Here is a 22,348-nt window from a genome sequence, read left to right as displayed (position 1 = left end):
GCCGACCCGGTTTGACTTGTGAAGACGTTCACGAGCAAGATCGTGAACATCTTCACGAGCGGCACTCGTCAGGACGATGTCCCTGGTGGTGCGCGGGTGGAGAAACGGTCCTACCGTCGGCAGGACGGGCCGTCGGCGGCGCTCGTGCAGCGCCGGTACGGCCACGCCCGAGAACCCAGGAGACCCCGTGGACGCTCTCGACCTGGCACGGTGGCAGTTCGCCATCACCACCGTGTACCACTTCATCTTCGTCCCTCTGACGATCGGGCTCGCCCCGCTCGTCGCCGGGATGCAGACGGCCTGGGTCGTCACCAAGAAGGAGCGATGGCTGCGGCTGACGAAGTTCTTCGGCAAGCTGCTGCTCATCAACTTCGCCCTCGGCGTCGTGACCGGCATCTGGCAGGAGTTCCAGTTCGGGATGGCCTGGAGCGAGTACTCCCGGTTCGTCGGCGACGTCTTCGGTGCCCCGCTGGCCATGGAGACGCTCGCCGCGTTCTTCGTCGAGTCCGTCTTCATCGGCCTGTGGATCTTCGGCTGGGACCGGGTGTCCAAGAAGGTCCACCTCGCCTCCATCTGGCTGTTCGCCATCGCCACGAACCTCTCGGCCTTCTTCATCCTCGCGGCCAACTCGTGGATGCAGCACCCCGTGGGAGCGATCTACAACCCGGAGACCGGGCGGGCCGAGATGGTCGACATCGGGGCCGTGCTCACCAACAACACGCTCCTGGCCGCCTTCCCGCACACCATCTCCGCCGCGTTCCTCACCGCAGGCACCTTCGTCTGCGGTATCGCCGCGTGGTGGATGGTGCGCCTGGCCCGGTCCAAGAAGCCGGAGCACCTCGAGACCGCGCGCACCGTGTACCGGCCCGCCGTGCGGCTCGGGGTCTGGGTGATGATCGTCTCCGGCATCGGCGTCATCTGGTCGGGCGACCTGCAGGGCAAGCTCATGTACGAGCAGCAGCCCGGCAAGATGTCGTCGGCCGAGGCCCTGTGCGAGGGCACCGAGGCCGCCGAGTTCTCCATCCTCGCCGTCGGGCCCCTCTACGCCGGGTGCGAGGACGTCGACCACCTCATCTCCATCCCCGGAATCACCAGCTTCCTCGGGACCGGGCACTTCTCCGGCCCCGAGTCGTACCTGCCGGGCGTGTACGACGTCCAGGAGCAGTACACCGAGCGGTACGGCGACACCACCGCCTCGGGCGAGGCGGTCACCTACACGCCGCCGCTGGCCATCACCTACTGGTCGTTCCGGCTCATGATCGGCTTCGCCGCGTTCTCCGTCGCCCTCGCCCTGGCGGCGCTGTGGCTCACGCGCAAGGGCAGGGTGAGCGACAACGTCTGGCTCTCGCGCCTGGGAATCCTCGCGATCCCGATGCCGTTCGCCGCCAGCTCCTTCGGCTGGATCTTCACGGAGGTGGGCCGCCAGCCGTGGGTGGTGGCGCCCAACCCGACGGGCATCGACCAGGTCCGGCTGCTCACCGAGCGCGGCGTGTCCACGGCCGTCCCGCCGGGGGTGATCCTCACCTCGATGATCGTCCTCACCCTGATCTACGCGGTGCTGGCGGTCGTCTGGTACCGCCTCATGCACCGCTACACGATCGAGGGCGCCCCGGGGTCGGTGCGCGACGAGTCTCCCGAGGCCCGCGACGACGACCCGGACGACGCCGACCGACCGCTGTCCTTCGCGTACTGAGCGCCCGAGACCAGGAGAACCTGCCGTGGACCTCACCATCCTCTGGTTCGTCATCATCGCCGTGATGTGGACCGGCTACCTCGTGCTCGAGGGCTTCGACTTCGGCGTCGGCATGCTGCTGTCGATCCTGCCGCGCGGCAGCAAGGAGCAGAAGGAGACCGAACGCCGGGTCCTCGTCAACACGATCGGCCCGCTCTGGGACGGCAACGAGGTGTGGCTGATCACCGCCGGCGCCGCCACCTTCGCGGCGTTCCCCGAGTGGTACGCCACGATGTTCTCCGGCTTCTACCTGCCGCTGCTGATCATCCTCGTGGGCCTGGTCGCCCGCGGCGTCGCGTTCGAGTACCGCGGCAAGATCGCCGACGCCCGGTGGGTGCGGCGCTGCGACCTCGCCATCCAGGCCGGCTCCTGGATCCCGGCGGTGATGTGGGGCGTCGCGTTCGGCAACCTCGTGCGCGGGCTGCTCCTCGACTCCGGTCACCAGTACGTCGGCGGGTTCTGGGCGCTCCTCAACCCGTTCGCGCTGCTCGGCGGCCTCACGACCCTCGTGCTGTTCCTGCTGCACGGCAGCGTCTTCCTCGCCCTCAAGACCGACGGCGACGTCCGGCTCCGCGCCCAGCGCCTCGCGTCCGGCCTCGCGGTCGCCGCGCTGCTCGTGGCCGGCGGGTGGGCGGTCTGGGCCCAGCTCGCGTACTCCGTCCCCTGGACCTGGGCGGCGGTCGCCGTCGCCGCGCTCGCGCTGGTCGGCGTCGTGGCCGCCACGCGGGTGCGCCGCGAAGGGGTCGCGTTCACGCTCTCGGCCGTGGCGATCGTGAGCGCGGTCGTGCTGATCTTCGGCTCCATGTACCCCGACGTCATCCCTGCCGTGGACGGGGGCGAGTCGCTGACCGTCGCGGAGGCCGCGTCGACGCCGTACACGCTCACGGTGATGTCGTGGGTCGCGGTGGTCCTCACCCCGCTGGTCATCGCCTACCAGGCATGGACGTACTGGGTCTTCCGCCGCCGCCTGTCCACCAAGGACATCCCCGCGCCCGCGGGGCTGAGCTGGCAGAAGATCAAGGACGCGGCGTTCTAGCCTGCATCCCGTGAGACCCCTCGACCCGCGCCTGCTGCGCCGCGCCCGCGCCGCCCGGTGGTACGTCGTCCTCACCGCCGGGCTGGGCGTCGCCGCGGCCGCGGCGATCGTCGTCCAGGCGTTCGCCGTCGGGCACGCGCTCGGGCCGGCCGTCACGGCCGGGAGCGCCGGCACACCGATCGGGCTCGGCGACGTCGCGCCGTGGCTGGCCGTCCTGGCGGGCGTCGTCGTGGTCCGAGTCGCCGTCGCCTGGGCGCAGGAGCGGTACGCGCAGAAGGCCGCGGCACAGGTCGTGGCGGAGCTGCGGGAGCAGGTCGTGGCCCACACCGTGGCGCTCGGGCCCCGCCCCGGCTCGAGCGGCGGGTCGGACGGCGGTCCGGCCGCGACCGCCACGCTGGCGACCCGCGGTCTCGACGACCTCCAGCCGTACCTGGTGCGCTACCTCCCGCAGCTGCTGCTCACGGCGATCGTGACGCCGGCGCTCGTGCTCGTCGTGCTCGGGCTGGACTGGGTGTCGGCCGTGATCGCCGTGGTGACGCTGCCGCTCGTCCCGCTGTTCATGTGGCTCGTGGGCGTCATGACCGCGGGAACCTCCGAACGCCGGCTGCGCACCATCTCGCGGCTCGGGGACCAGGTGCTCGACCTGCTGGCCGGCCTGCCCACCCTGCGGGCCTTCGGCCGCGAGATCGGGCCGGGGGCCCGGGTCCGCGCCCTCGGCGACGCGTCACGCCGCGCCACGATGGGCACGCTGCGCATCGCCTTCCTGTCCGGGATGGTCCTCGAGCTGCTCACGACGCTGTCGGTGGCGATCATTGCCGTCGGCGTGGGCCTGCGGCTCGTGGAGGGGATGATCGACCTGGTCCCCGCGATCGCCGTCCTCGTGCTCGCCCCCGAGGTCTACCTGCCGCTGCGCCGCGTCGGTGCGGAGTTCCACGCGTCGACCGACGGTCTCGCCGCGGCCCAGCGCGCCTTCGACGTCCTCGAGCGGCCCCTGCCCGCCGGGGGCACGCTGCCGGCCCCCGCCCTGGCGGGCGCGACGCTCGTGCTGGACGGCGTGAGCGTCCGGGCCGGCGACCGCGGACTCGCCGCCCCCGCGGACCTGTCCGTCCGAGTCCCGCTGGGCACCGGACGGCCCGGCGGCGGCCGCGTCGTCGCGCTGCGCGGGCCGAGCGGGTCCGGCAAGTCGACGACCGCCCTGGTGCTGCTCGGCCTGCTGCGGCCCGACTCCGGACGGGTGCTCGTCGAACCTCCCGGGCCCCCGGGCACGGACCCCGCCGTCGTCGACCTCGCGGACGTCGACCCGCAGACCTGGTGGCCACAGCTCACCTGGGTCCCCCAGCGGCCGACCCTCGCGCCGGGACCGCTGCGCCACGTCGTGGCCGACGGCCGCCGGGTGACCGACGACGCGCTCGCCGCGGCCGCCCGCACGACCGGCCTGGACGCCGTCGTCGCCGACCTCCCCGCCGGGTGGGACACTCCGGTCGGGCTCGGCGGCACCGGCCTGAGCGTCGGGCAGCGGCAGCGGGTCGCGCTGACCGCGGCGCTGCTCGACGGCGCGGCGCACGACGACGGGACCGACGGCGGCGCCGCTCCCCCGCCCGTGGTGCTGCTGGACGAGCCCACCGCCCACCTCGACGCCCGCGGGGAGCAGACCGTGCTCGACACCGTGCGCGCCTGGCGCGACGCCGGGCGCACCGTCGTCGTCATCGCCCACCGCGCGTCGTTGCTGGCGCTCGCCGACCAGGTCGTGGACGTCGTCTCCCGCGAGATCGAGACCCCCCAGGTGGCGGCATGAGCTCCCCCGACCCCCTGCGCCGGGTGCTGCCGCTGCTGGAGGTGCGCTGGTCGCGCGTCGTGCGGGCGGTGGCGCTGGGCACGCTGGCCCTCGGCTTCGCCGTGGGCCTCTCTGCCACCGCGGCCTGGCTCATCGCCCGCGCGTCGCAGATGCCGCCGGTGCTGCAGCTCTCGGTCGCCGTCGTGGCCGTGCGCGCCTTCGGCACCGGGCGCGGCGTGCTGCGCTACCTCGAGCGCCTGGCGTCGCACGACGTCGCGCTGCGAGGCATGGCCGCGCTGCGGGCGAACCTCTACGACGCGCTGGCCCGCGGCCCCGTGACCCGCGTGATCGCGCTGCGGCGCGGCGACCTGCTCGCCCGCGTCGGCGCCGACGTGGACGCCGTCGGCGACGTCGTGGTGCGCGCGCTGATCCCCGCCGGCGTCGCCGTCTGCGTCGGGCTCGGGTCCGTCGTGCTCGTCGGCGTCTTCCTGCCCGCGGCCGGACTCACCCTGCTCGGCTGCCTGCTGCTGACGGGGGTGCTCGCCCCGTGGCTCGCCTCCCGCTCGGCGGCGTCGGTGGAGGCCCGCGGGGCGCAGGCGCGGGCCGAGGTGACCACGCGCACGCTCGAGCTGCTCGACGACGGGCAGCAGCTGCGCGTCGCCGGCCGCACCGCCGAGCGGCTGGGTGCGCTGCGCGCCGCCGACGCCCGCCTCACCCGCAGCACCGACGACGGCGCGCGCATCTCGGGGACGTCCGCCGCCATCGACGCCGGGGCGCAGACCCTCGCCGTGCTCTGCTCGCTCCTGCTCGGCATCCCCGCCGTCGCGGCGGGCACCCTCGCTCCGGTCGAGCTCGCCGTCGTCGTGCTCACGCCGCTCGCGGTGTTCGAGGCGACGTCCACGCTGCCGGCCGCCGCCGTCCAGCTGCGGCGCTCGCGGGTGGCCGCCGGGCGCCTCGTCGCGCTGCTGCCGGGCACGCCGGACGGGCCCGCGGCCGCGCCCGCCCCGGACCTCGCCCCCGAGCCCGCCGCGGGGCCGGCCCCGGAGCCCGGCGTCCTGCTGAGCCTGCGCGGTGCGACCGCGGGCTGGCCGGACCGCGCGGTCGTGGCGGGGGTCGACGTCGACCTGCGAGCGGGCTCCGTCGTCGCCGTCGCCGGGCCGTCGGGCGTGGGCAAGACGACGCTGCTGCTCACGGCCGCCGGGCTCCTGCCCCCGCGCGCCGGCTCGGTGCGGGGCCCGGCCCGCGACACGGGCGCGCTCTTCGTCGCCGAGGACGGCCACCTGTTCGGCACCACCGTGCTGGAGAACCTGCGCGTGGCGCGCGCCGACGTCTCCGAGGACGACGCCCGCACCGCGCTGGGCGCCGTCGGGCTCGACACCTGGCTCGCCGGCCTGCCCGACGGCCTGGAGACCCTGCTCGGCACCGACGGGGCCGACGTCTCCGGCGGCGAGCGGCGACGCCTGCTCGTCGCCCGCGCGCTGCTCGCCCCGGCACCGGTGCTGCTGGTCGACGAGCCCGCCGAGCACCTGGACGCGACGACCGCGGACGAGCTGGTGCGCACCCTGGCCGAGCGCACCCGCGCCACCGGCCGGGCCGTCGTCGTCGCCTCGCACCGGCTCACCCCGCTGGGCGTCGCCGACGAGGTCCTCCTGCTCGGGCCGGGCGACGCCGCCGACGGTGCCGCCCTCGCGCCGGCGCGCGTCGTGGCGCGCGGCACCCACGCCGAGCTGCTGGCGCGCGACGCCGGGTACGCGTGGTCCGCGGCCCAGGAACAGGCCCAGGAGCGCGCCGAGGACCAGGCCGAGGAGCAGGCGGCGCACCCCGACCCGGCCGGGTAGCCACCCCGACCGCCGTTCAGGGTCGGAACCGGGGCGATGCCGGATCCGCGCGGGTGCCCCGCCGCCCTAGCGTCGCGGGCATGATCACCATCACGTCGCTGACGAAGCGCTACGGCCCCTTCACGGCCGTGGACGAGGTGTCGTTCACCGCGGCGGCCGGCCGCGTCACCGGCTTCCTCGGCCCCAACGGAGCCGGGAAGTCGACGACGCTGCGGGTCCTCGCCGGGCTCGCCGCACCGACGTCCGGGTCCGCGACCGTGCTCGGCGCGCGGTACGCCGACCTGCCGAACCCGGGACTGGAGGTCGGGGTGCTGCTCGACGCGTCGGCCCAGCACGGCGGCCGCACCGGCCGCGAGACCCTCGTGCTCGCCCAGCGCACGATGGGCCTGCCGGCCGCCCGCGTCGACGAGTCGCTCGAGCTCGTCGGCCTCACCCCGGCAGAGGCCCGGCGCCGCGTGCGCGACTACTCGCTGGGCATGCGCCAGCGTCTCGGCATCGCCACCGCGCTCCTCGGCGACCCCCGCGTCCTCGTGCTCGACGAGCCCGCCAACGGCCTCGACCCGGCCGGCATCCGCTGGATGCGCGACCTGCTGCGCACCTTCGCCGACGACGGCGGCACCGTGCTGCTGTCCAGCCACCTGCTCGCCGAGATCGAGATGATCGCCGACGACATCGTCATGATCGGCTCCGGCCGCGTCGTCGCCCAGGGGACGAAGGACGAGCTGCTGCGCGGCGCGGGCACGCTCGTGCGGGCCGACGACGTCGTCGCCGCCGGGGCCGCGCTCGCTGCCGCCGGCCACCAGGTCACCCCGTCCGGCGACGCCGTCCTCACCGATGCCGACCCCGCCACCGCCGGGCGCGTGATGTTCGCTGCCGGGCTCCCCGTCACCGAGCTGCGCGCCTCCGACGGCGCCGGCCTGGAGGACATGTTCCTCGAGCTCACGGCCGCCACCGCGCGCGACGCCTCCTCCCCCGCCACCCCCGCCATGACCGGAGCGGCAGCATGACCGCCGTCACCGCCCCCGCCGCGCCGCGGGGCGCGAGCCGGCCCCGGCCGACCGTGCCCGTCCCGCTCGGCCGACTGGCCGGCGTCGAGCTCCGCAAGATCTTCGACACGAGGTCGGGACTCTGGCTGGCGGTGAGCGTCGCCGTCGTCGCCGTCGGCTCCGCGGCGCTGCTCGTCGCCCTGGAGAGCCCGGAGAGCTTCTCGTACCAGTTCTTCGTGCACAGCATCGACTACCCCGTGCACCTGCTGATGCCGATGCTCGGGGTGCTCGCCGTGACGAGCGAGTGGAGCCAGCGCGGAGCGCTCACCACGTTCGCGCTGGTCCCCCGGCGCGGGCGGGTGCTCGCCGCCAAGGCGCTCCCCCTGGCCGGCGTGGCCGTCGCGACGATGCTCCTCACCTTCGCGTGCGGGGTCGTGGCCACCCTCGTGGGCGCCGCGACCGGCGGCGTCGACGCGGTGTGGGACATGTCCCTCGACGAGCACCTGCGCATGCTGGCCTTCAGCCTGCTCTCCATGGCCGTCGGCTTCGTCGTCGGGGTGGTGCTGCGCAGCTCGCCCGCCGCACTCGTCGCCTACTTGCTGTTCGTGCTCGTCGTCCCGTCCTTGTCCAGCGCGCTGGCGGCGAGCCTGGACTGGTACCGGGACGCCGGGCCGTGGGTGGAGCTCACCTCCGCGCAGTACGAGCTCTACGGCGACGTGATGACCGCGGAGCAGTGGGCCCAGCTCGGCACCGCGTCGCTGCTGTGGCTCGTGCTCCCGTTCGTCCTCGGGGTGCGCCGGCTGCTGCGGGTCGAGATCCGCTAGCGACGTCCGGCCGGGCGCGCGTCCAGCGCGGCGATCGCCGCCGCCCGGCCGGGGATGCCGCTCACGCCGCCCCCGCGCCGGGCTCCCGCTCCCGCCACCAGGACGCGGGGGTGCACGGTCTCGACGCCCCACGACCCCGGGGCGTCGAGACCGTCGGGCACGCCGTCTCCGTCCGCGCCGGGGTCCGCGGCCCACGGCCACGACAGGTCGCGGTGGAAGATGTGCCCGCCCGGCAGGCCGACGTCGCCCTCCAGGTCCACCGGGGTGCGGGCCTCGAGGCACGGGCGGCCGTCCGGGTCGCGCAGCAGGACGTCGGCGACCGGCTCGGCGAGCACGGAGTCGAGCGACGCGAGCGTCGCGCGCAGGGCCTCCTCCCGCGAGCGGTCCGGGTCGTCGCGGAAGAGCCGGGCCGGCATGTGCAGGCCGAACAGCGTGAGCGTGTGCGCCCCCGCCTCCCGCAGCGACGCGCCGAGGATCGAGGGGTCGCTCAGCGAGTGGCAGTAGATCTCGCACGGCGGCAGGTCGGGGACCCGTCCCGCCGCGGCCTGCGCATGCGCCGCCTGGAGCTGCCTGAACGACTCGTTGACGTGGAAGGTGCCGCTGAAGGCGGCGACCGGGTCGACGCCGTCGCGCAGCCTGGGGAGCCGGCGCAGCAGCATGTTGACCTTGAGCTGGGCGCCCTCGGGCGCCGCCGGGGTCGCGCGCCCCGACGGCGCGCCGCCGCCGGCGACCAGCAGGCGGTCGAGCGTCGCGGGCGCCGCCCCGGACAGCACCGCCCCGGCCCGCACCCCGCGGGGGCGTCCGTCGTCGTCGGTCCACGACACCTCCGCGTCCCACCCCTCGGCCCCCGGCTCGACCGCGGTCACCTCCGCGCGGGTCACGAGGGTCGCGCCGGCCGCGAGCGCCGCGTCGCGCAGCGCCCCGGACACCGCGCCCATCCCGCCTACGGGCACGTCCCAGTCCCCCGTCCCGCCGCCGATCACGTGGTAGAGGAAGCACCGGTTCGCCACGAGCGACGGGTCGTCGAGGTCCGCGAAGGTGCCGATGAGCCCGTCCGTGGCGACGACGCCGCGCACCACGTCCGAGGCGAACCGGTCGCGCAGCATCGCGCCGAGCGGACGCTCGACGACGTCGCGCCACGTCTCGTCGTCGTCCACGAGGGCGCGGGCGTCGGACCGCGACAGCAGCGGCTCGGTCGTCGTCGGGAACAGGCGTCGCGCGAGGCGGCCCGTCGCCGCGCCCAGCCGCGCCCAGGCCTCGTGGTCCACCGCGGGCGCCCCGACCGCGGCGAAGGACGCGCGGGTGGCGTCCGCGGCCGCCGGCTCGGTCCCGGCGTCCACCAGGAGCCCGGCGTCGCCGACCGGGGTGTAGGACGAGAAGCGCCGCCGGCGCAGGGTGAGACGGAGGCCGAGCTCGTCGACCACCCGGCGCGGCAGCAGGCTCACCAGGTAGGAGTACCGGGACAGCCGCGCATCGACGCCGGGGAACACCCGCGCGGAGACCGCTGCCCCGCCCACGTGGTCGAGCCGCTCCAGGACCAGCACGCTGCGGCCCGCCCTCGCGAGGTAGGCGGCGGCCGTGAGGCCGTTGTGGCCGCCGCCCACGACCACGGCGTCGTAGCGGGCGGCGAGCGGTGCCGGGGACGTCGTCGTCATGGGCACATCCTGCCGCGGCGACGGTGCCGCTGGTAGCGTCCCGAGCCGTGAAGATCCTCGCGCCTGGCAACGTGCCCTTCGACCTCACGATCGACGTCCCCGGGGTGGAGGTGGCGCGCTACGTCATGCGCGACGAGATCCCCGAGGAGCACGTCGACGCCGACGCGCTGGTCACCTGGTCCAGCCCGCAGCGGGTGCTGGACGACGCGGCACGCCGGCTCACCCGGCTGCGCTGGGTGCAGACGCTCAACGCCGGGCCCGACCAGGCACTCGCGTCCGGGTTCGCGCCGGACGTCGTGATCTCCTCCGGCCGGTCCCTGCACGACGCGACCGTGGCCGAGCACACGCTGGCGCTGGTCCTCGCGTCGGTGCGCCGGCTGGACCGGACGCTCGCCGCGCAGCGGGACCACGTCTGGGACCGTGACCTGGGCCGCGAGCAGGCGAACGACGAGGGCCGTTTCACCCTGCACGGTGCCCGCGTGACGGTCTGGGGGTTCGGGTCGATCGCCGCGGTGCTCGCGCCGCTGCTGGCGGCGCTCGGCGCGCAGGTGACCGGGGTGGCGTCGTCGGCGGGCGAGCGCTACGGGTTCCCCGTGGTCGCGTCGTCGCAGCTCGACGAGATCCTGCCGACCACGGACCTGCTGATCTCGCTGCTGCCCGCGACGCCCGCCACGACGCACTCGCTCGACGCGCGGGTGCTGGGCCTGCTGCCGCGCCACGCGCGCTTCGTGAACGCGGGGCGCGGCGCCACGGTGGACGAGGGCGCGCTGGTCGCGGCGCTGCGCGAGGGCACGATCGCGGGGGCCGCGCTCGACGTCACCGAGACCGAGCCGCTGCCTGCCGGGTCCCCGCTGTGGGACGCGCCGCACCTCGTCCTCACGCCGCACGTCGCGGGCGGGCGCCCGCAGGGCGCCGCCCGGTTCGTCACCGAGCAGGTGCGGGCGTGGCTGGCGGACGGCCCCTCCGGGCTGCGCAACGTCGTCGAGCGCTGAGCACCCGGTCGACGCGGGCTACCAGCGCCCCTGGCGGGGCCGCGGCTGGCAGACGGGGCAGGTGAACGACGAGCGGTTCATGAACACGTCCCGGCGCACCGGCGTCCCGCACCGCGGGCACGGCTCGCCCTCGCGGCCGTAGACGGCGAGACCGCGCGCGAAGTAGCCGGACTCGCCGTTGACGTTCACGTACAGGTCGTCGAAGCTCGTGCCGCCCTGGGCCAGGGACTCCGTCATGACCTCGGTTGCGGCCTCGAGCGCGCGGCGCACCTCGACCGGCCGCAGGCGGTCGGTGGCCCGCGCGTAGTGCAGGCGCGCCCGCCACAGGGCCTCGTCGGCGTAGATGTTGCCGACGCCCGACGTGACGGTCTGGTCGAGCAGGGCCCGCTTGATCCCGGTGCGACGACGACGGAGCACGGCGACCGTGGCGGCGGCGTCGAACGCCGGGTCCAGCAGGTCACGGCCGATGTGCGCCACCGGCTCCGGGACGGCCGCGAGGTCGCTCCCCCGGCCGCCGGGCGCGCCGTCGGACGTCGGGACGAGGTCGGTGACCGACAGGTGCCCGAACGTGCGCTGGTCGACGAAGTCGAGGTACCGCGCTCCGCTGGGGGCGTCGTCGAGATGCAGGCGCACGCGCAGGTGCGGGTGCGCCCAGTCCCCCGCGACCGCCGGGTCGCGCACCAGCAGCTGTCCCGACATGCCCAGGTGGGCGAGCAGCGCCGCGTCCTCGACGCCGGCGCGCTCGCCGGCGAGCGGGAGCCACAGGTACTTGCCCCGGCGGGCGGCGGCGACCAGCCGCCGGCCGCGCAGCTGGTCGGCGAACCCTGCCGGACCGCCCTCGTGCCGGCGCACCGAGTAGTCGCGGAAGACCTCGACCTCGCGCACGACGGCGCCCACGACGAGCCTCTCGAGACCGTCCCGGACGGTCTCGACCTCGGGCAGCTCAGGCATCGGCGACGTCGTCGGCCGTGGGCCGCCCGTCTGCCGGCGACTCGACCGCCTCGTCCGCCGAGGTCGTGCCGGGCAGCGACTGCAGCGCCCGGTAGGCCTCCTCGGCCGCGGCCTGCTCCGCGTGCTTCTTCGCCGAGCCCGTGCCGATCCCCAGCACCGGGCCGACGTGCACCTGGGCGTGGAAGACGCGGGCGTGCTCCGGGCCCTCGCCGGTGACCTCGTAGACGGGCGCGCCGAAGCCCCGCTCGGCCGCCGCCTCCTGGAGCGACGTCTTCCAGTCGAGGCCGGCGCCGAGGCCCGCCGCGGCCTCGAGCGTGGTGTCGACGAGACGGTGCACCAGCTCGCGGGCGGGCTCCAGACCGTGCGACAGGTAGGTGGCGCCGATCAGCGCCTCCACGGTGTCCGACAGGATCGAGTCCTTCTCGAACCCCCGCGTCCGCAGCTCCCCCTTGCCGAGCAGGACGTAGCCGCCGAGCTCGAGGCGGCGCGCGATCGCGGCGAGGGCGCGCTGCGACACGGTCGCGGCGCGCATCTTCGCCAGCTCGCCCTCCGGCTGGTCGGGATGACGCCGGTACAGCGCCTCCGTCACGACCAGCCCCAGGACGGTGTCGCCGAGGAACTCGAGCCGCTCGTTGGTGGGGATCCCGCCGGCCTCGTGGGCGAACGAGCGGTGCGTCAGCGCTAGCACGAGAAGCTCGGGGTCCAGGTGGACCCCGAGCTTCTCGAGTAGAGCCGTCGGCTCCGGGCGTTCCCGGGTGCCGCGTGCGGACATGTCAGCCCGCGTGCTCGGTGCGCAGCGCCTCGGCGTACTGGCGGCCCTTGTACGCGCCGCAGGTGGGGCACGCGGCGTGGGACAGCTTCTGTCCCTTGCAGCTGGGGCACGTCGTGAGGGTCGCCGCGGAGGTCTTCCACTGCGAACGGCGCGCACGGGTGTTGCTGCGCGACATCTTGCGCTTCGGAACAGCCACGGCTAGCTCTCTTTCGTCTCGTCGGACACGCTCGACTGCTCGAGCATGGTCTGCAGCGCCGACCAACGAGGGTCGACAACGTCATGATGGTGGTCCGGGTCGTCCGCCAGCCGCGCCCCGCAGACGGAGCACAGGCCGGGGCAGTCCGGACGGCACAGCGGTTGAAATGGTAGTGCAGTGACCAGCGAATCCCGAACCGCCGGCTCGATGTCGGCCTGGTCGTCGACCAGCACCGACTCGTCCTCGGCGTCCTCGTCACCGGACTCCTCGGCCGCCTGGGCGCGCTCAGGATACGCGAAGAGCTCCTGGATCCGCACCGTCACCTGCTCCGAGACCTCGTCGAGGCAACGGACGCACTCGCCGACCGCCGTGCCGCGCACGACGCCCGTCACGAGCACGCCCTCGAGCACGGACTCCAGACGCAGGCCCAGCGTGAGGTCGGCGCCCTCGGGGATGCCGATGACGACGGTGCCCAGGTCCGCCGGGGCGGGGACCACTCGCGCGACCTCCGCCATCGTGCCGGGTCGCCGCGTGAGCTCGTGCGTGTCGAGCACGAGCGGCGAACGCTTCTCGGTACTGATGGCAGGCTCCAGGTCTGAACGGTGCTAAGGGGTGGCGGCCCGGACTCGGGGCCAGCGGTCCAGTCTAGGCCATCGCCAGGGCCGTGCGCACGACACCGCACAGTGACCCGTCTCTCATCCGTCGCACCCCGGCTACACCGGCCCGCCCCGGGACGGCGTCCGGCCGAGGGCGCCCGCGGTGGTCTCAGCGCGCCTGCTGCGGCTCCTGCTGCGGCCAGGCCGGGTCCTGCACCGCGTCCCACCGCACGCGCGGCGCGGCGCGGTCGAGGCGCTCGGCGAGCTTGTCGCGCCCGGCCTGCACCTGGGCGCCCAGCGCCTCGAGGTCCTGGCCGAAGTCCGCGAGCCGCCGGTCGCAGTACTCGTCGGCGTCGTTGCGCAGCGCGGCGGCCTTCTGCTCCGCCTCCGCCACGATCTCGGCGGCACGGGACTCGGCCTGCACCACCACCTGCTCCGCCTGCACCAGCTCGATCGCCCGCGCCCGCGCGGACGCGACGATCTCCTCCGACCGGCGGTGCGCCGCCTCCAGCGACTCCTGCGCCTCGGCGAGCACCTCGTCGGCGCGGGCCACCTGGGTGGGCAGCGCGTCGCGCAGCTCGTCCACCAGCCCGAGCGCCTGGTCCCGGTCGACCTTGACGTTCGTGGACAGCGGCGTGGACCGCGCGTTCTCCACGAGGGCCGCCAGGTCGTCGAGGATCTCCAGCAGCCCCGCCGTCGGGTTCTCCCCCACGGACGCTCCTGCCTGGGGGTGGTGGGCAGTCGTCTCGCTCATCGTTCGCTCCTTCAGCGTGCCAGTGCCGCGTGCACCGCGTCCGCGACCCCGGGCGGCACGAGGTCGTCGATCGGCCCGCCGAAGCGGGCCACGTCCTTGACCAGCGACGACGCCACGTGCGCGTAGGCGGGGTCCCCGGGGACGAAGACCGTCTCGATCCCCGTCGAGCCGCCGGTCAGGTGCCGGTTCATCAGCGCCATCGGCAGCTCGGAGTCGAAGTCCGCACCGCCGCGCAGCCCCTTGACCACGGCGACGGCGCGCACCTGCCGGCAGAAGTCCACGAGCAGCCCCGGGACCTCCGCCACCTGCACGTCCGCCGTCGCGGGGTCCTCGGCGAGCGCGGTCCGGGCCAGCTCGACCCGCTCCGCGGGCGTCAGCAGCGCGTTCTTGGACGCGTTGCGGGCGACGCCGACCACCACGACGTCGAACATCCGGCGCGCACGCCGGACGATGTCGAGGTGGCCGAGGGTGATCGGGTCGAACGACCCGGGGCAGACGGCGATGCTCACGGGCCCCACCGTAGGACGCCGGGTCGCCGGCGCCGGGGATTTGGCCCGGCCCGTCGCGGGTGCCGCACCGCCGACCCCGCGGGACGATGGGGCCATGGCCGACCCGAGCACCGAGCAGACGGCCGTCGTCCCGCTGGACACGCCCGCGCTGCTCACGTCGTTGTGGCACGACGTCCTCGCCCCGTCGTTCCCACCGGCGGAGCTGGTGCCCCTCGACGTCCTCCTGGCGGACGGGAGCGACGGACGGCACGCGGCCCTCGGGGTGGTGCGCGACGGCCGGGTCGTCGCCGGCATCGTCGGGTCGTGGTCGCCGGCGAGCCGGGTGCTGCTCGTCGACTACCTCGCGATCGCGCCCGGCGGCCGCGGCGGCGGCACCGGCGGCCGGCTGCTGACCGAGGCCGTCCGCCGGTGGGGCGACGGGCTCGACCCCGCGCTCGTCGTCGCCGAGGTCGAGCATCCCGCCCACCACGAGGCGAGCGAGCGGCACGGCGACCCGGCGGCGCGGCTGCGCTTCTACGCCCGCCACGGCGGGCGCGTGCTGGACCTGCCCTACTTCCAGCCCGGCATGACGGGCCCCGGCTCGCCGCGCGTCCCCGCCCTCCTGCTGGTCGCCCTCGCCGCGCAGACCGCCGGCGCGGGCGCGGACCGTGTCCCGGCGGCGCCGGTGCGCGCGTTCCTCACGGACCACCTGGTGGCGTGCGAGGGCACGCTCGCCGACGACGGCGCGACCCGCCGCCTGCTCGCCGCGGCGTCGCGCGACACCGTCCGCCTCGTCGACCCTGCCGACGCCGAGGCGTTCGGCACCGTGCCGGCCGGGGTGCTGGAGGGTGCGGAGCGCTACGCCCCGGGGTCGGCCGGCTCGGCGTAGTGCACGGCCGTCTCGCCGTAGTCCTTGCGGGCGAACGCGGCCAGGCCCGCGGGCCATCCGGGCTCCGGGCTGCGCGTCGAGCGCTCCACGACGACCACCGCGTCGGCGCCCAGCACCCCCGGCGCGGCGAGGCTCTCGAGCACCGTGGCGAGCTGCGCGTCCGTCAGGTCGTACGGCGGGTCGAGGAGGACGAGGTCCCACGGCCCGCCGCCGGCCTGCGCCGCGAACCGCTCGGCCGCGTCGGCGACGACGCGCACCGTGCGCCCCATGCCGAGCGCCGCGACGTTCTTGCGTGCGACGTCGGCCGCCCTGCGCGACGAGTCCACCAGCACGACCTCCGTCGCGCCGCGGCTCGCCGCCTCGAGGCCGAGCGCGCCGGACCCCGCGTACAGGTCGAGCACGCGCGCGCCCTCGAGGACGTCCAGGTGCTCGAGCCGGGAGAAGATCGCCTCCCGCACCCGCTCGCTCGTCGGTCGCGTGCCCCGGGGCGGGACCGCGAGGGTGCGCCCGCCGACGGTCCCGGCCACGATCCTCGTCATGCGGCCGAGCGTATCCGCTGCTCCGGTGGGCGCCGGGCGGGCGGCCGGGCGGGCGGCCGGGCGGGCGGCCGGGCGGCCGGGCGGCCGGGCAGGCGGCGACCCGGCCGTGGCTCAGGCCCGCTCGAGGAACTCCTCCTGCTCGTCGTCGAGCTGGGCGGCGATGGCGGCCTGCAGGCCGGGCTGGTCGTCGAGGCCCGGGTCGGACGCCACGACGTCCGTCGCCTCCTTCCGGGCCTGGGCGATGACGTCGGCGTCCTGCACGACCCGCAGCAGCCGCAGCGAGCTCGACCGGCCCGACTGCGCCGCACCGAGCACGTCGCCCTCGGACCGCAGCTCGAGGTCGAGCGTGGCCAGCCGGAAGCCGTCGGTCGTCTCGGCGAGCGCCTCGACGCGGGTCGCCGCCGGGGAGCCCGGCTGCGCGGTGGAGACCAGCAGGCACAGCCCCGGCGCGCTGCCGCGCCCCACGCGCCCCCGCAGCTGGTGCAGCTGCGAGAGCCCGAACCGGTCGGCGTCGAAGACGACCATCACGGTGGCCTCGGGCACGTCGACCCCGACCTCGATCACCGTCGTCGAGACGAGCACCTGCACCTCGCCGGACGCGAAGCGGGCCATCGCCGACTCCTTGTCCGCCGGGGCCATCTGGCCGTGCAGCACGGCGACCTCGAGCCCGTCGAGCTGCGGCGTCTCGCGCAGCATCTCCGCGACCTCGAGCACCGCCCGCAGCGGCGGCTTGTCCCCGGCGCCGTCCGCGTCGACGAGCTCGAGCAGGTCCGGCACGTCGTCGAAGTCCTTAGCGGCCGCGCCGCCGGACGGCAGGTCGGCGTCGGGGTGGATCCGCGGGCACACGACGTACACCCGGTGGCCGGCGTCGACCTCCTCGCGCACGCGGGTCCAGGTGCGGTCCATCCAGCGCGGGTTGTCGGCCGGCACGACGTGCGACGTGATGCCCGCGCGCCCGGCCGGCACCTCGGTGAGGGACGACGTCTCGAGGTCGCCGAAGACGGTCATCGCGACCGTGCGCGGGATCGGGGTGGCCGTCATGACGAGCAGGTGCGGCGCGGCGCGTCCCTTGGCCCGCAGCGCGTCGCGCTGCTCGACGCCGAACCGGTGCTGCTCGTCGACGACGACGAGGCCGAGGTCCGCGAACTGCACCCGTTCGGACAGCAGCGCGTGCGTCCCGACGACGATGCCCGCCTCGCCGCTCGCGGCCTGCAGCATCGCCTCCTTGCGCGCCGCCGCCCCCAGCGAGCCGGTGAGCAGCGCCACGCGGGTGCCGTGCTCCGCCCCGCCGAGCAGGCCGCCCTCGGCGAGCGGCCCGAGGAGCTGGCGCAGCGTGCGGGCGTGCTGCGCGGCGAGCACCTCGGTGGGCGCGAGCAGCGCGGCCTGCCCGCCGGCGTCGACCACCTGCAGCATCGCGCGCAGCGCCACGACCGTCTTGCCCGAGCCGACCTCGCCCTGCAGCAGGCGCTGCATGGGCCGGGCCTCGGCGAGCTCGGCGGCGATGTCCTCGCCCACCGCGCGCTGGCCCTCGGTAAGGGTGAACGGCAGCGCCGCGTCGAAGTCGGCAAGGACGCTCGCCCGGCCGTCGGCCACCGGCGGGCGTGCGGTCGCCTCCTGCTCGGCCGCGCGGGCCCGGCGCTGCGCGAGCGCCGCCTGGAGCACGAAGGCCTCCTCGAAGCGCAGCCGGTCCCGCGCCCGCTGCCACTCGCGCGCGTCGGCGGGCCGGTGCACGGACCGCAGCGTGTCGAGGCGCCCCGCCAGCCCGAGCCGGGCCCGCACCTCGAGGGGCACGGGGTCCACGACGTCGTCCTCCGCCAACGGGTCGAGGACGGTCCGCACGGCGCGCTGGATGCGCCAGCTCGGCACCGCGGACGACGCCGGGTAGATCGGGATCGGACGGCTCGCCTCGACCATCGCCTCCTCGGCGTCGTCCGCGTCGAGGCCCACCATGATGTAGTCGGGGTGCGTGAGCTGGCGCGTGCCCCGGTACTCGCTGACCACCCCGGTGAAGAGCCCGACCCGCCCCGGGCGGAGCTTGTCCTCGTGGGGCCGCAGCGCGCCGGGGCGCTTGGCGAAGAACGTCAGCGCGAGCTCGTGGTGGCCGTCCGTCACGACCGCCTGCAGCATCGCCCCGCTGCGGGCGCGCATCGAGCGCACCGTCGCGCGGGACACCCGCGCCATCACCGTGACGTGCTCGCCGAGCGCGAGACGGTCCATGTCCGTCAGCGTGCCCGGGTCGCCGTACCGGCGCGGGTAGTGCCGCAGCAGGTCGCCCACCGTCTCCAGGCCGAGCTTGGCGAGCGGGGTGGCGCTCCGGGTGCCCAGCACCTTGGTCAGCAGCTCGCTCTCCCGCCCCGGCGCCGCATCCGTCCGTGTGCTCATCCCTCGACCTCCGGTCCGCCCTCCGTCGTCCCCGCCTCGTGCTCGACCGCGAGCACGACGCCGTCCCCGGGCCGGCCCGTCGGCAGCACGAGCACGTCGGACCCCGCCGCCTCCCCCGCGCCGACGAGCGCGTGGGTCACCGCGGCGTCCACGCCGTCGTCCGCGAGCACGGTCACGACCCCGGCACCCCGCCCCGGGCCGAGCAGCGACCCCAGGGCCGCCGACGCCCGGTCCGCCGGGTGCCGCGCGACCCGCAGCGCGCCCAGCACCGCCCGTACGCCCTCCAGGACGTCGTCCGCACCGGCCCCGGCCGACTCGGCCAGCACCCCGAGCGCGACCACCAGGTGCGCGTCGGTGGGCGCGTCGAGCACCACGATCGACGGCTCGGCGGCCGCAGGGTCCGGGTCCGCGGCGCGGTACGCGTCGACCGCGGCCTCGACCTCGCGCCGTGCGACCTCTCCCGGCAGCACCATGACCCGGCCGTGCGCGTCGCCGACGGCCGCGGCGGCCAGGTCCTCGGCCGTCACGGGGCGGTCGAGACCCACCAGCACCGTGGCCCCGCCACGGGCGAGCTCGGCCGCGAGACCGGGGGACGTGGTGGCCACGACCGCGCCCCAGGAGCAGCCCGCCACGTCGTGCGTGGCGAGGTGCCGCACGTGCACGTGCGAGACGCGGGCGCGGGCCGCCCACCTCCGCGGGACGTCGAGCGCGGCGCCGAGGTCGGCGGTGTGCACGTGCGCCTGCCACAGGGAGTCGGGGTCGCCGCCGGCCGCGCCGTCCTCGTCGCCGGTGCCCGACCCGCCCACGACCACCACCGACCCGCCGACGGTCGCGAGGTCGCGCCGCAGCGCGTCCGCGACCTCGCCCGGCGAGTAGTCGGCGGCGGTCGCCGGACGGTGCAGCACGAACATGAGCTCGAGCTCGTCGGCGGCGGGGCCCGCGGGGTCGCCGGCGCGGTGGGCGGCGTGCTCGGCCGCGCCCGCGACGAGGGCGCCGCGGGCGCCCGGGCCGCGCAGGTCGATGTCCAGCGTCACGGCCGCCATGGTGCCCGGCCCCTCCGACATCGCGCCCGCGAGCGGCGGCCGCGCGCGGCGCGAGGTGACCTCGCGGTGCGCGACGCCCAGCGTCTGCAGCACGAGCACCAGCCCGCCGGCGCCCGAGTCGAGGACCCCCGCGTCGCGCAGGGCCGCCAGCGACCCGGCGCTGTCCAGGGCCGCCTGCCGGGCGCCCCGCCGCGCGGCGTCGAGCACCTTCTGCCGGTCACCACCGCGCGGGCCCGGGCGGACGGCGCCGGGCGGGGCGGCCACCGAACCGGCCGCGTCCGCCGCGGCCTGCGCCGCCGTGAGGATCGTGCCCGGTGCCGGGCTGGCGACGGCGCGGTGGGCGGTGCGCGCCGCCGTGCCCAGGCCCGCGGCGAGCGTCTCGCGCCGGGTGGCGGCGGCCGCGAGCCCGCGCAGCCACTCGCTCAGGATGACGCCCGAGTTGCCCCGCGCCCCCAGCAGCGCGCCGCGCGCGAGCAGGCGCAGCAGCCGCGCGCCGTCGGCCCCCTCGTGCTCGCCCCGCACCGCGTGGGCTCCCTCGCGGAGGGTGAGGTACATGTTGGTGCCCGTGTCCCCGTCCGGGACCGGGAAGACGTTCGCGCTGTCGAGCGCCTGTCGGGCTCCCCCGAGAGCGTCGACGGCGAGCGGCACCCACGCGCGCACCACCTCGGCCTCGAGCAGCTCGCCGGGGGGCACGTCGTGCGCCACGTCACCTCCATCTCGCGGGTCCATCAGCAGGCCGGTCGGGCTCCACGGTAGCGGTGACCCGGCACACGTTGAGGCGCACCTCGAAGATCGGCTATCCTCGTGTGGTTGCCCGGATAATCTCCGGGCTCCCCCCGACCACCCCTCCACGTTCTGCTGCCCAAGCGCGGGACGTGCTCGACGATCAGGAGACACCGTGGCTGCCAACTGCGACGTCTGCGGCAAGGGCCCGAGCTTCGGGCACAGCATCTCGCACTCCCACATCCGCACGAAGCGCCGCTGGAACCCGAACATCCAGCGCGTCCGTGCCGTGGTCGCGGGCACCCCGAAGCGTGTCAACGTGTGCACCTCGTGCCTCAAGGCCGGCAAGGTCACGCGCCAGGCGTGAGCCTCCCGGCACCGGACCGACCGGTGCCACCGCAGTCGACGACGCCCGTCGGGTCCGCCCGGCGGGCGTCGCGCTGTCCGGGGTCGACCCGGGTCACGGCCGCAGGGACGGCAAACGCAAAGAGTTCGTGAAGCATTCACCAATTCACCTTGGCCGAGCGGCCTCGGCCGTGGCACGCTGAGGCCATGATGGTGCAGACCGACAACGACGTGGTGATCCGTTCCGCCGATGTCTCGGACGCGGCGAGCATCGCTCGGGTGCACCTCATCTCGTGGAAGAGCGCCTACACGAGCATCCTCCCCGCCGAGTATCTCGACTCCCTCGACGTCGGCGAACGCACCAGCCAGTGGCAGCAGATCCTCGCCTCCGGCCGCGGCACCACGCTCGTCGCCGAAGGTGACGAGCGCGTGCTGGGCTTCGCGAGCTACGGGCCCTCGCGCGACGAGGACGCCGAGGACGGCGACCTCGAGCTGTACGCCATCTACCTCGACCCCGAAGCCTGGGGCCGCGGGGTGGCCCGCGACCTGATGCGGACCGTGCTCGCCGAGGTGCCCGCGGGCGTCCCGATGTCGCTGTGGGTGCTCGCGAACAACGAGCACGCCCACCACTTCTACCGCCGTCACGGGTTCCAGCTCGACGGCGTGGAGCGCATGGACGACATCGCGGACACCCCCGTGACCGAGGTGCGCTTCCGGCGCGACTGAGCGCGGGCCCCTCGGGCAGGTCCCGGCGCGTCCGGTTCCGGCGGGCCTCGTCGGCTATCCGCCGAAGTGGTCCCAGCCCGGCCCGGTCGACGGCGCCGCGCCGTCCACGGTGACCCGCACGTCGTCGTGCGGGCTGCCGTCGGGCGCGCGCACGGTGCCGATCGGCCGGAACCCCGCCGGGAGCGGGGCGTCGGGCGGGAACGTGGCGAGCAGGCCGTGGTCCTCTCCCCCGGACAGCACCCAGGCCCGCTCCATGCCGGTCCAGGCGTCGCCCCCGCCGTCGGCCCCGGCACCCAGCGCGCGCGCCGCGGGCGCGAGCGCCGCGAGGTCCGGGCCCAGCGCCGCGGCCCGCAGGTCGAGGACCACGCCGCTCGCGCGGGCCAGCCGGCCGGCGTCGCGGAGCAGCCCGTCGGAGACGTCGAGCATGGCGGTGGCCCCGGCGCTCGCCGCTGCCGGCCCGGCCGCCAGCGGCGAGCCCGGCCGCAGGTAGCCCGCCACGAACGACGCCGTCGGGCCGCCCGCCCCCGGCGCGCCGGCGCCGGGCGCGGCGGCCCCCGCGTCGAGCAGCGCCAGCCCGGCGGCCGAGACCCCCAGCACCCCCGCGTGCGCGACGACGTCCCCCGCCCGCGCGCCGGACCGCGTCACCGGGTCGCGACCCTCCAGGTCGCCGTGCGCCGTGACCGCCACGACGAGCGAGTCGCCGCCGGACAGGTCCCCGCCGACGACCGTCGCGCCGACCGGCGCGCACGCCTCGGCCAGCCCTCGGGCGAGGCCCGTCACCCAGGAGAGCTCCGCCGTCCCCGGCACGACCAGGGACACCACCAGCGCGGTCGGCACCGCGCCCATCGCTGCCACGTCCGCGAGGTTCTGCACGGCCGCGCGCACGCCGACGTCGTACCCGGACGACCAGCGCCGCCGGAAGTGCCGGTCCTCCACGAGGACGTCGGTCGTGACGACGAAGCGCCCGTCCGGCGCCGCGACCACCGCCGCGTCGTCGCCGGGGCCGAGCAGGGTCGCCCGGCCCGGGGGCAGGAGGGGGAAGATCCTGTCCAGGAGCTCGGTCTCGGACAGGTCGCACACGCGGATCCGGCTCGGGCCGGCTGCTGT

At 75.9% G+C, this 22,348-nt stretch carries 21 protein-coding genes; 10 read left to right on the top strand and 11 right to left on the bottom strand.

The annotated features are described in order from the left end of the window. The first annotated feature begins 187 nt into the window (after positions 1-187). The 6 genes from IEW03_RS05150 (at position 188) to IEW03_RS05125 (ending at position 8,190) form a co-directional block, all read left to right on the top strand. Positions 188-1,693: a cytochrome ubiquinol oxidase subunit I gene (locus IEW03_RS05150; RefSeq protein ID WP_188522587.1), complete on the top strand. Its 1,506-nt coding sequence runs from the start codon at positions 188-190 to the stop codon at positions 1,691-1,693. A 25-nt stretch (positions 1,694-1,718) separates the two neighbouring features. Beyond that, positions 1,719-2,768, top strand: coding sequence for a cytochrome d ubiquinol oxidase subunit II (cydB, locus tag IEW03_RS05145; RefSeq protein ID WP_188522586.1), 1,050 nt, complete (start codon positions 1,719-1,721; stop codon positions 2,766-2,768). A 10-nt stretch (positions 2,769-2,778) separates the two neighbouring features. Then, on the top strand, positions 2,779-4,563 hold the full coding sequence (gene cydD, locus IEW03_RS05140) for a thiol reductant ABC exporter subunit CydD (protein WP_188522585.1): 1,785 nt from the start codon (positions 2,779-2,781) through the stop codon (positions 4,561-4,563). Beyond that, entirely contained in the window at positions 4,560-6,380 is a 1,821-nt protein-coding gene (gene cydC, locus IEW03_RS05135; protein WP_188522584.1) for a thiol reductant ABC exporter subunit CydC, read from the top strand. Before cydD ends, cydC begins: the two co-directional genes overlap by 4 nt. 80 nt (positions 6,381-6,460) lie before the next feature. Then, positions 6,461-7,387 (top strand): ABC transporter ATP-binding protein, encoded by a 927-nt coding sequence (locus IEW03_RS05130; RefSeq protein WP_188522583.1) that lies wholly within the window; start codon positions 6,461-6,463, stop codon positions 7,385-7,387. Beyond that, positions 7,384-8,190 carry an ABC transporter permease gene (locus IEW03_RS05125; protein WP_188522582.1) on the top strand — a complete coding sequence of 269 codons (807 nt, stop codon included), beginning with the start codon at positions 7,384-7,386 and terminating at the stop codon, positions 8,188-8,190. The genes IEW03_RS05130 and IEW03_RS05125 overlap by 4 nt, the downstream gene beginning before the upstream one ends. Here IEW03_RS05125 and IEW03_RS05120 read toward each other — a convergent pair. After that, on the bottom strand, positions 8,187-9,845 hold the full coding sequence (locus IEW03_RS05120; protein ID WP_188522581.1) for a phytoene desaturase family protein: 1,659 nt from the start codon (positions 9,843-9,845) through the stop codon (positions 8,187-8,189). The genes IEW03_RS05125 and IEW03_RS05120 overlap by 4 nt on opposite strands. A gap of 47 nt (positions 9,846-9,892) precedes the next feature. Between IEW03_RS05120 and IEW03_RS05115 the strand changes: the two genes are divergently transcribed. Then, positions 9,893-10,837: an NAD(P)-dependent oxidoreductase gene (locus tag IEW03_RS05115; protein WP_188522580.1), complete on the top strand. Its 945-nt coding sequence runs from the start codon at positions 9,893-9,895 to the stop codon at positions 10,835-10,837. Positions 10,838-10,855: 18 nt separating this feature from the next. Here the strand turns inward: IEW03_RS05115 and mutM are convergent, their stop codons facing one another. The 6 genes from mutM to coaD all read right to left on the bottom strand — a co-directional run bounded on the left by mutM (position 10,856) and on the right by coaD (position 14,615). Next, the gene (gene mutM, locus IEW03_RS05110; RefSeq protein WP_188522579.1) at positions 10,856-11,788 is read right to left on the bottom strand and encodes a bifunctional DNA-formamidopyrimidine glycosylase/DNA-(apurinic or apyrimidinic site) lyase; all 933 of its coding nucleotides are present in this window, start codon (positions 11,786-11,788) and stop codon (positions 10,856-10,858) included. Continuing rightward, a complete protein-coding gene (rnc, locus tag IEW03_RS05105) occupies positions 11,781-12,560 on the bottom strand; it encodes a ribonuclease III (protein ID WP_188522578.1) in 780 nt (259 codons plus the stop codon). The genes mutM and rnc overlap by 8 nt, the downstream gene beginning before the upstream one ends. A gap of 1 nt (position 12,561) precedes the next feature. Further along, on the bottom strand, positions 12,562-12,756 hold the full coding sequence (rpmF, locus tag IEW03_RS05100) for a 50S ribosomal protein L32 (protein WP_188522577.1): 195 nt from the start codon (positions 12,754-12,756) through the stop codon (positions 12,562-12,564). 2 nt (positions 12,757-12,758) lie between these two features. Next, positions 12,759-13,310, bottom strand: coding sequence for a YceD family protein (locus tag IEW03_RS05095; RefSeq protein ID WP_229737497.1), 552 nt, complete (start codon positions 13,308-13,310; stop codon positions 12,759-12,761). Between the two features lie 211 nt (positions 13,311-13,521). Beyond that, positions 13,522-14,106, bottom strand: coding sequence for a hypothetical protein (locus tag IEW03_RS05090; RefSeq protein ID WP_188522576.1), 585 nt, complete (start codon positions 14,104-14,106; stop codon positions 13,522-13,524). Between the two features lie 11 nt (positions 14,107-14,117). Further along, the gene (gene coaD / locus IEW03_RS05085) at positions 14,118-14,615 is read right to left on the bottom strand and encodes a pantetheine-phosphate adenylyltransferase (RefSeq protein ID WP_188522575.1); all 498 of its coding nucleotides are present in this window, start codon (positions 14,613-14,615) and stop codon (positions 14,118-14,120) included. A gap of 94 nt (positions 14,616-14,709) precedes the next feature. On the opposite strand from coaD, the gene IEW03_RS05080 reads away from it, so the two are divergent. Next, a complete protein-coding gene (locus IEW03_RS05080; RefSeq protein ID WP_188522574.1) occupies positions 14,710-15,483 on the top strand; it encodes an N-acetyltransferase in 774 nt (257 codons plus the stop codon). On the opposite strand, the gene rsmD is transcribed toward IEW03_RS05080, so the two are convergent. The 3 genes from rsmD to IEW03_RS05065 form a co-directional block, all read right to left on the bottom strand. Next, a complete protein-coding gene (gene rsmD, locus IEW03_RS05075) occupies positions 15,453-16,022 on the bottom strand; it encodes a 16S rRNA (guanine(966)-N(2))-methyltransferase RsmD (RefSeq protein WP_188522573.1) in 570 nt (189 codons plus the stop codon). The two genes, IEW03_RS05080 and rsmD, sit on opposite strands and share 31 nt — an antisense overlap. Before the next feature lie 111 nt (positions 16,023-16,133). Beyond that, complete coding sequence (locus tag IEW03_RS05070) at positions 16,134-18,404, bottom strand: ATP-dependent DNA helicase RecG (RefSeq protein WP_188522572.1); 2,271 nt, start codon at positions 18,402-18,404, stop codon at positions 16,134-16,136. Next, positions 18,401-20,152: a DAK2 domain-containing protein gene (locus IEW03_RS05065; protein ID WP_229737495.1), complete on the bottom strand. Its 1,752-nt coding sequence runs from the start codon at positions 20,150-20,152 to the stop codon at positions 18,401-18,403. The genes IEW03_RS05070 and IEW03_RS05065 overlap by 4 nt, the downstream gene beginning before the upstream one ends. Before the next feature lie 193 nt (positions 20,153-20,345). Between IEW03_RS05065 and rpmB the strand changes: the two genes are divergently transcribed. Continuing rightward, a complete protein-coding gene (gene rpmB, locus IEW03_RS05060; protein WP_188522570.1) occupies positions 20,346-20,537 on the top strand; it encodes a 50S ribosomal protein L28 in 192 nt (63 codons plus the stop codon). Between the two features lie 185 nt (positions 20,538-20,722). Further along, on the top strand, positions 20,723-21,241 hold the full coding sequence (locus IEW03_RS05055) for a GNAT family N-acetyltransferase (protein ID WP_188522569.1): 519 nt from the start codon (positions 20,723-20,725) through the stop codon (positions 21,239-21,241). Positions 21,242-21,295: 54 nt separating this feature from the next. Here the strand turns inward: IEW03_RS05055 and IEW03_RS05050 are convergent, their stop codons facing one another. After that, positions 21,296-22,327, bottom strand: a complete 1,032-nt coding sequence (locus IEW03_RS05050) for a thiamine-phosphate kinase (RefSeq protein WP_188522780.1) — start codon at positions 22,325-22,327, stop codon at positions 21,296-21,298. Positions 22,328-22,348 lie beyond the last annotated feature (21 nt).

Source organism: Isoptericola cucumis, assembly GCF_014635665.1.
Classification (GTDB): domain Bacteria; phylum Actinomycetota; class Actinomycetes; order Actinomycetales; family Cellulomonadaceae; genus Isoptericola; species Isoptericola cucumis.
The sequence above is the reverse complement of the archived record's forward strand: the minus strand, read 5'-3'. Positions and strand labels throughout refer to the sequence as shown.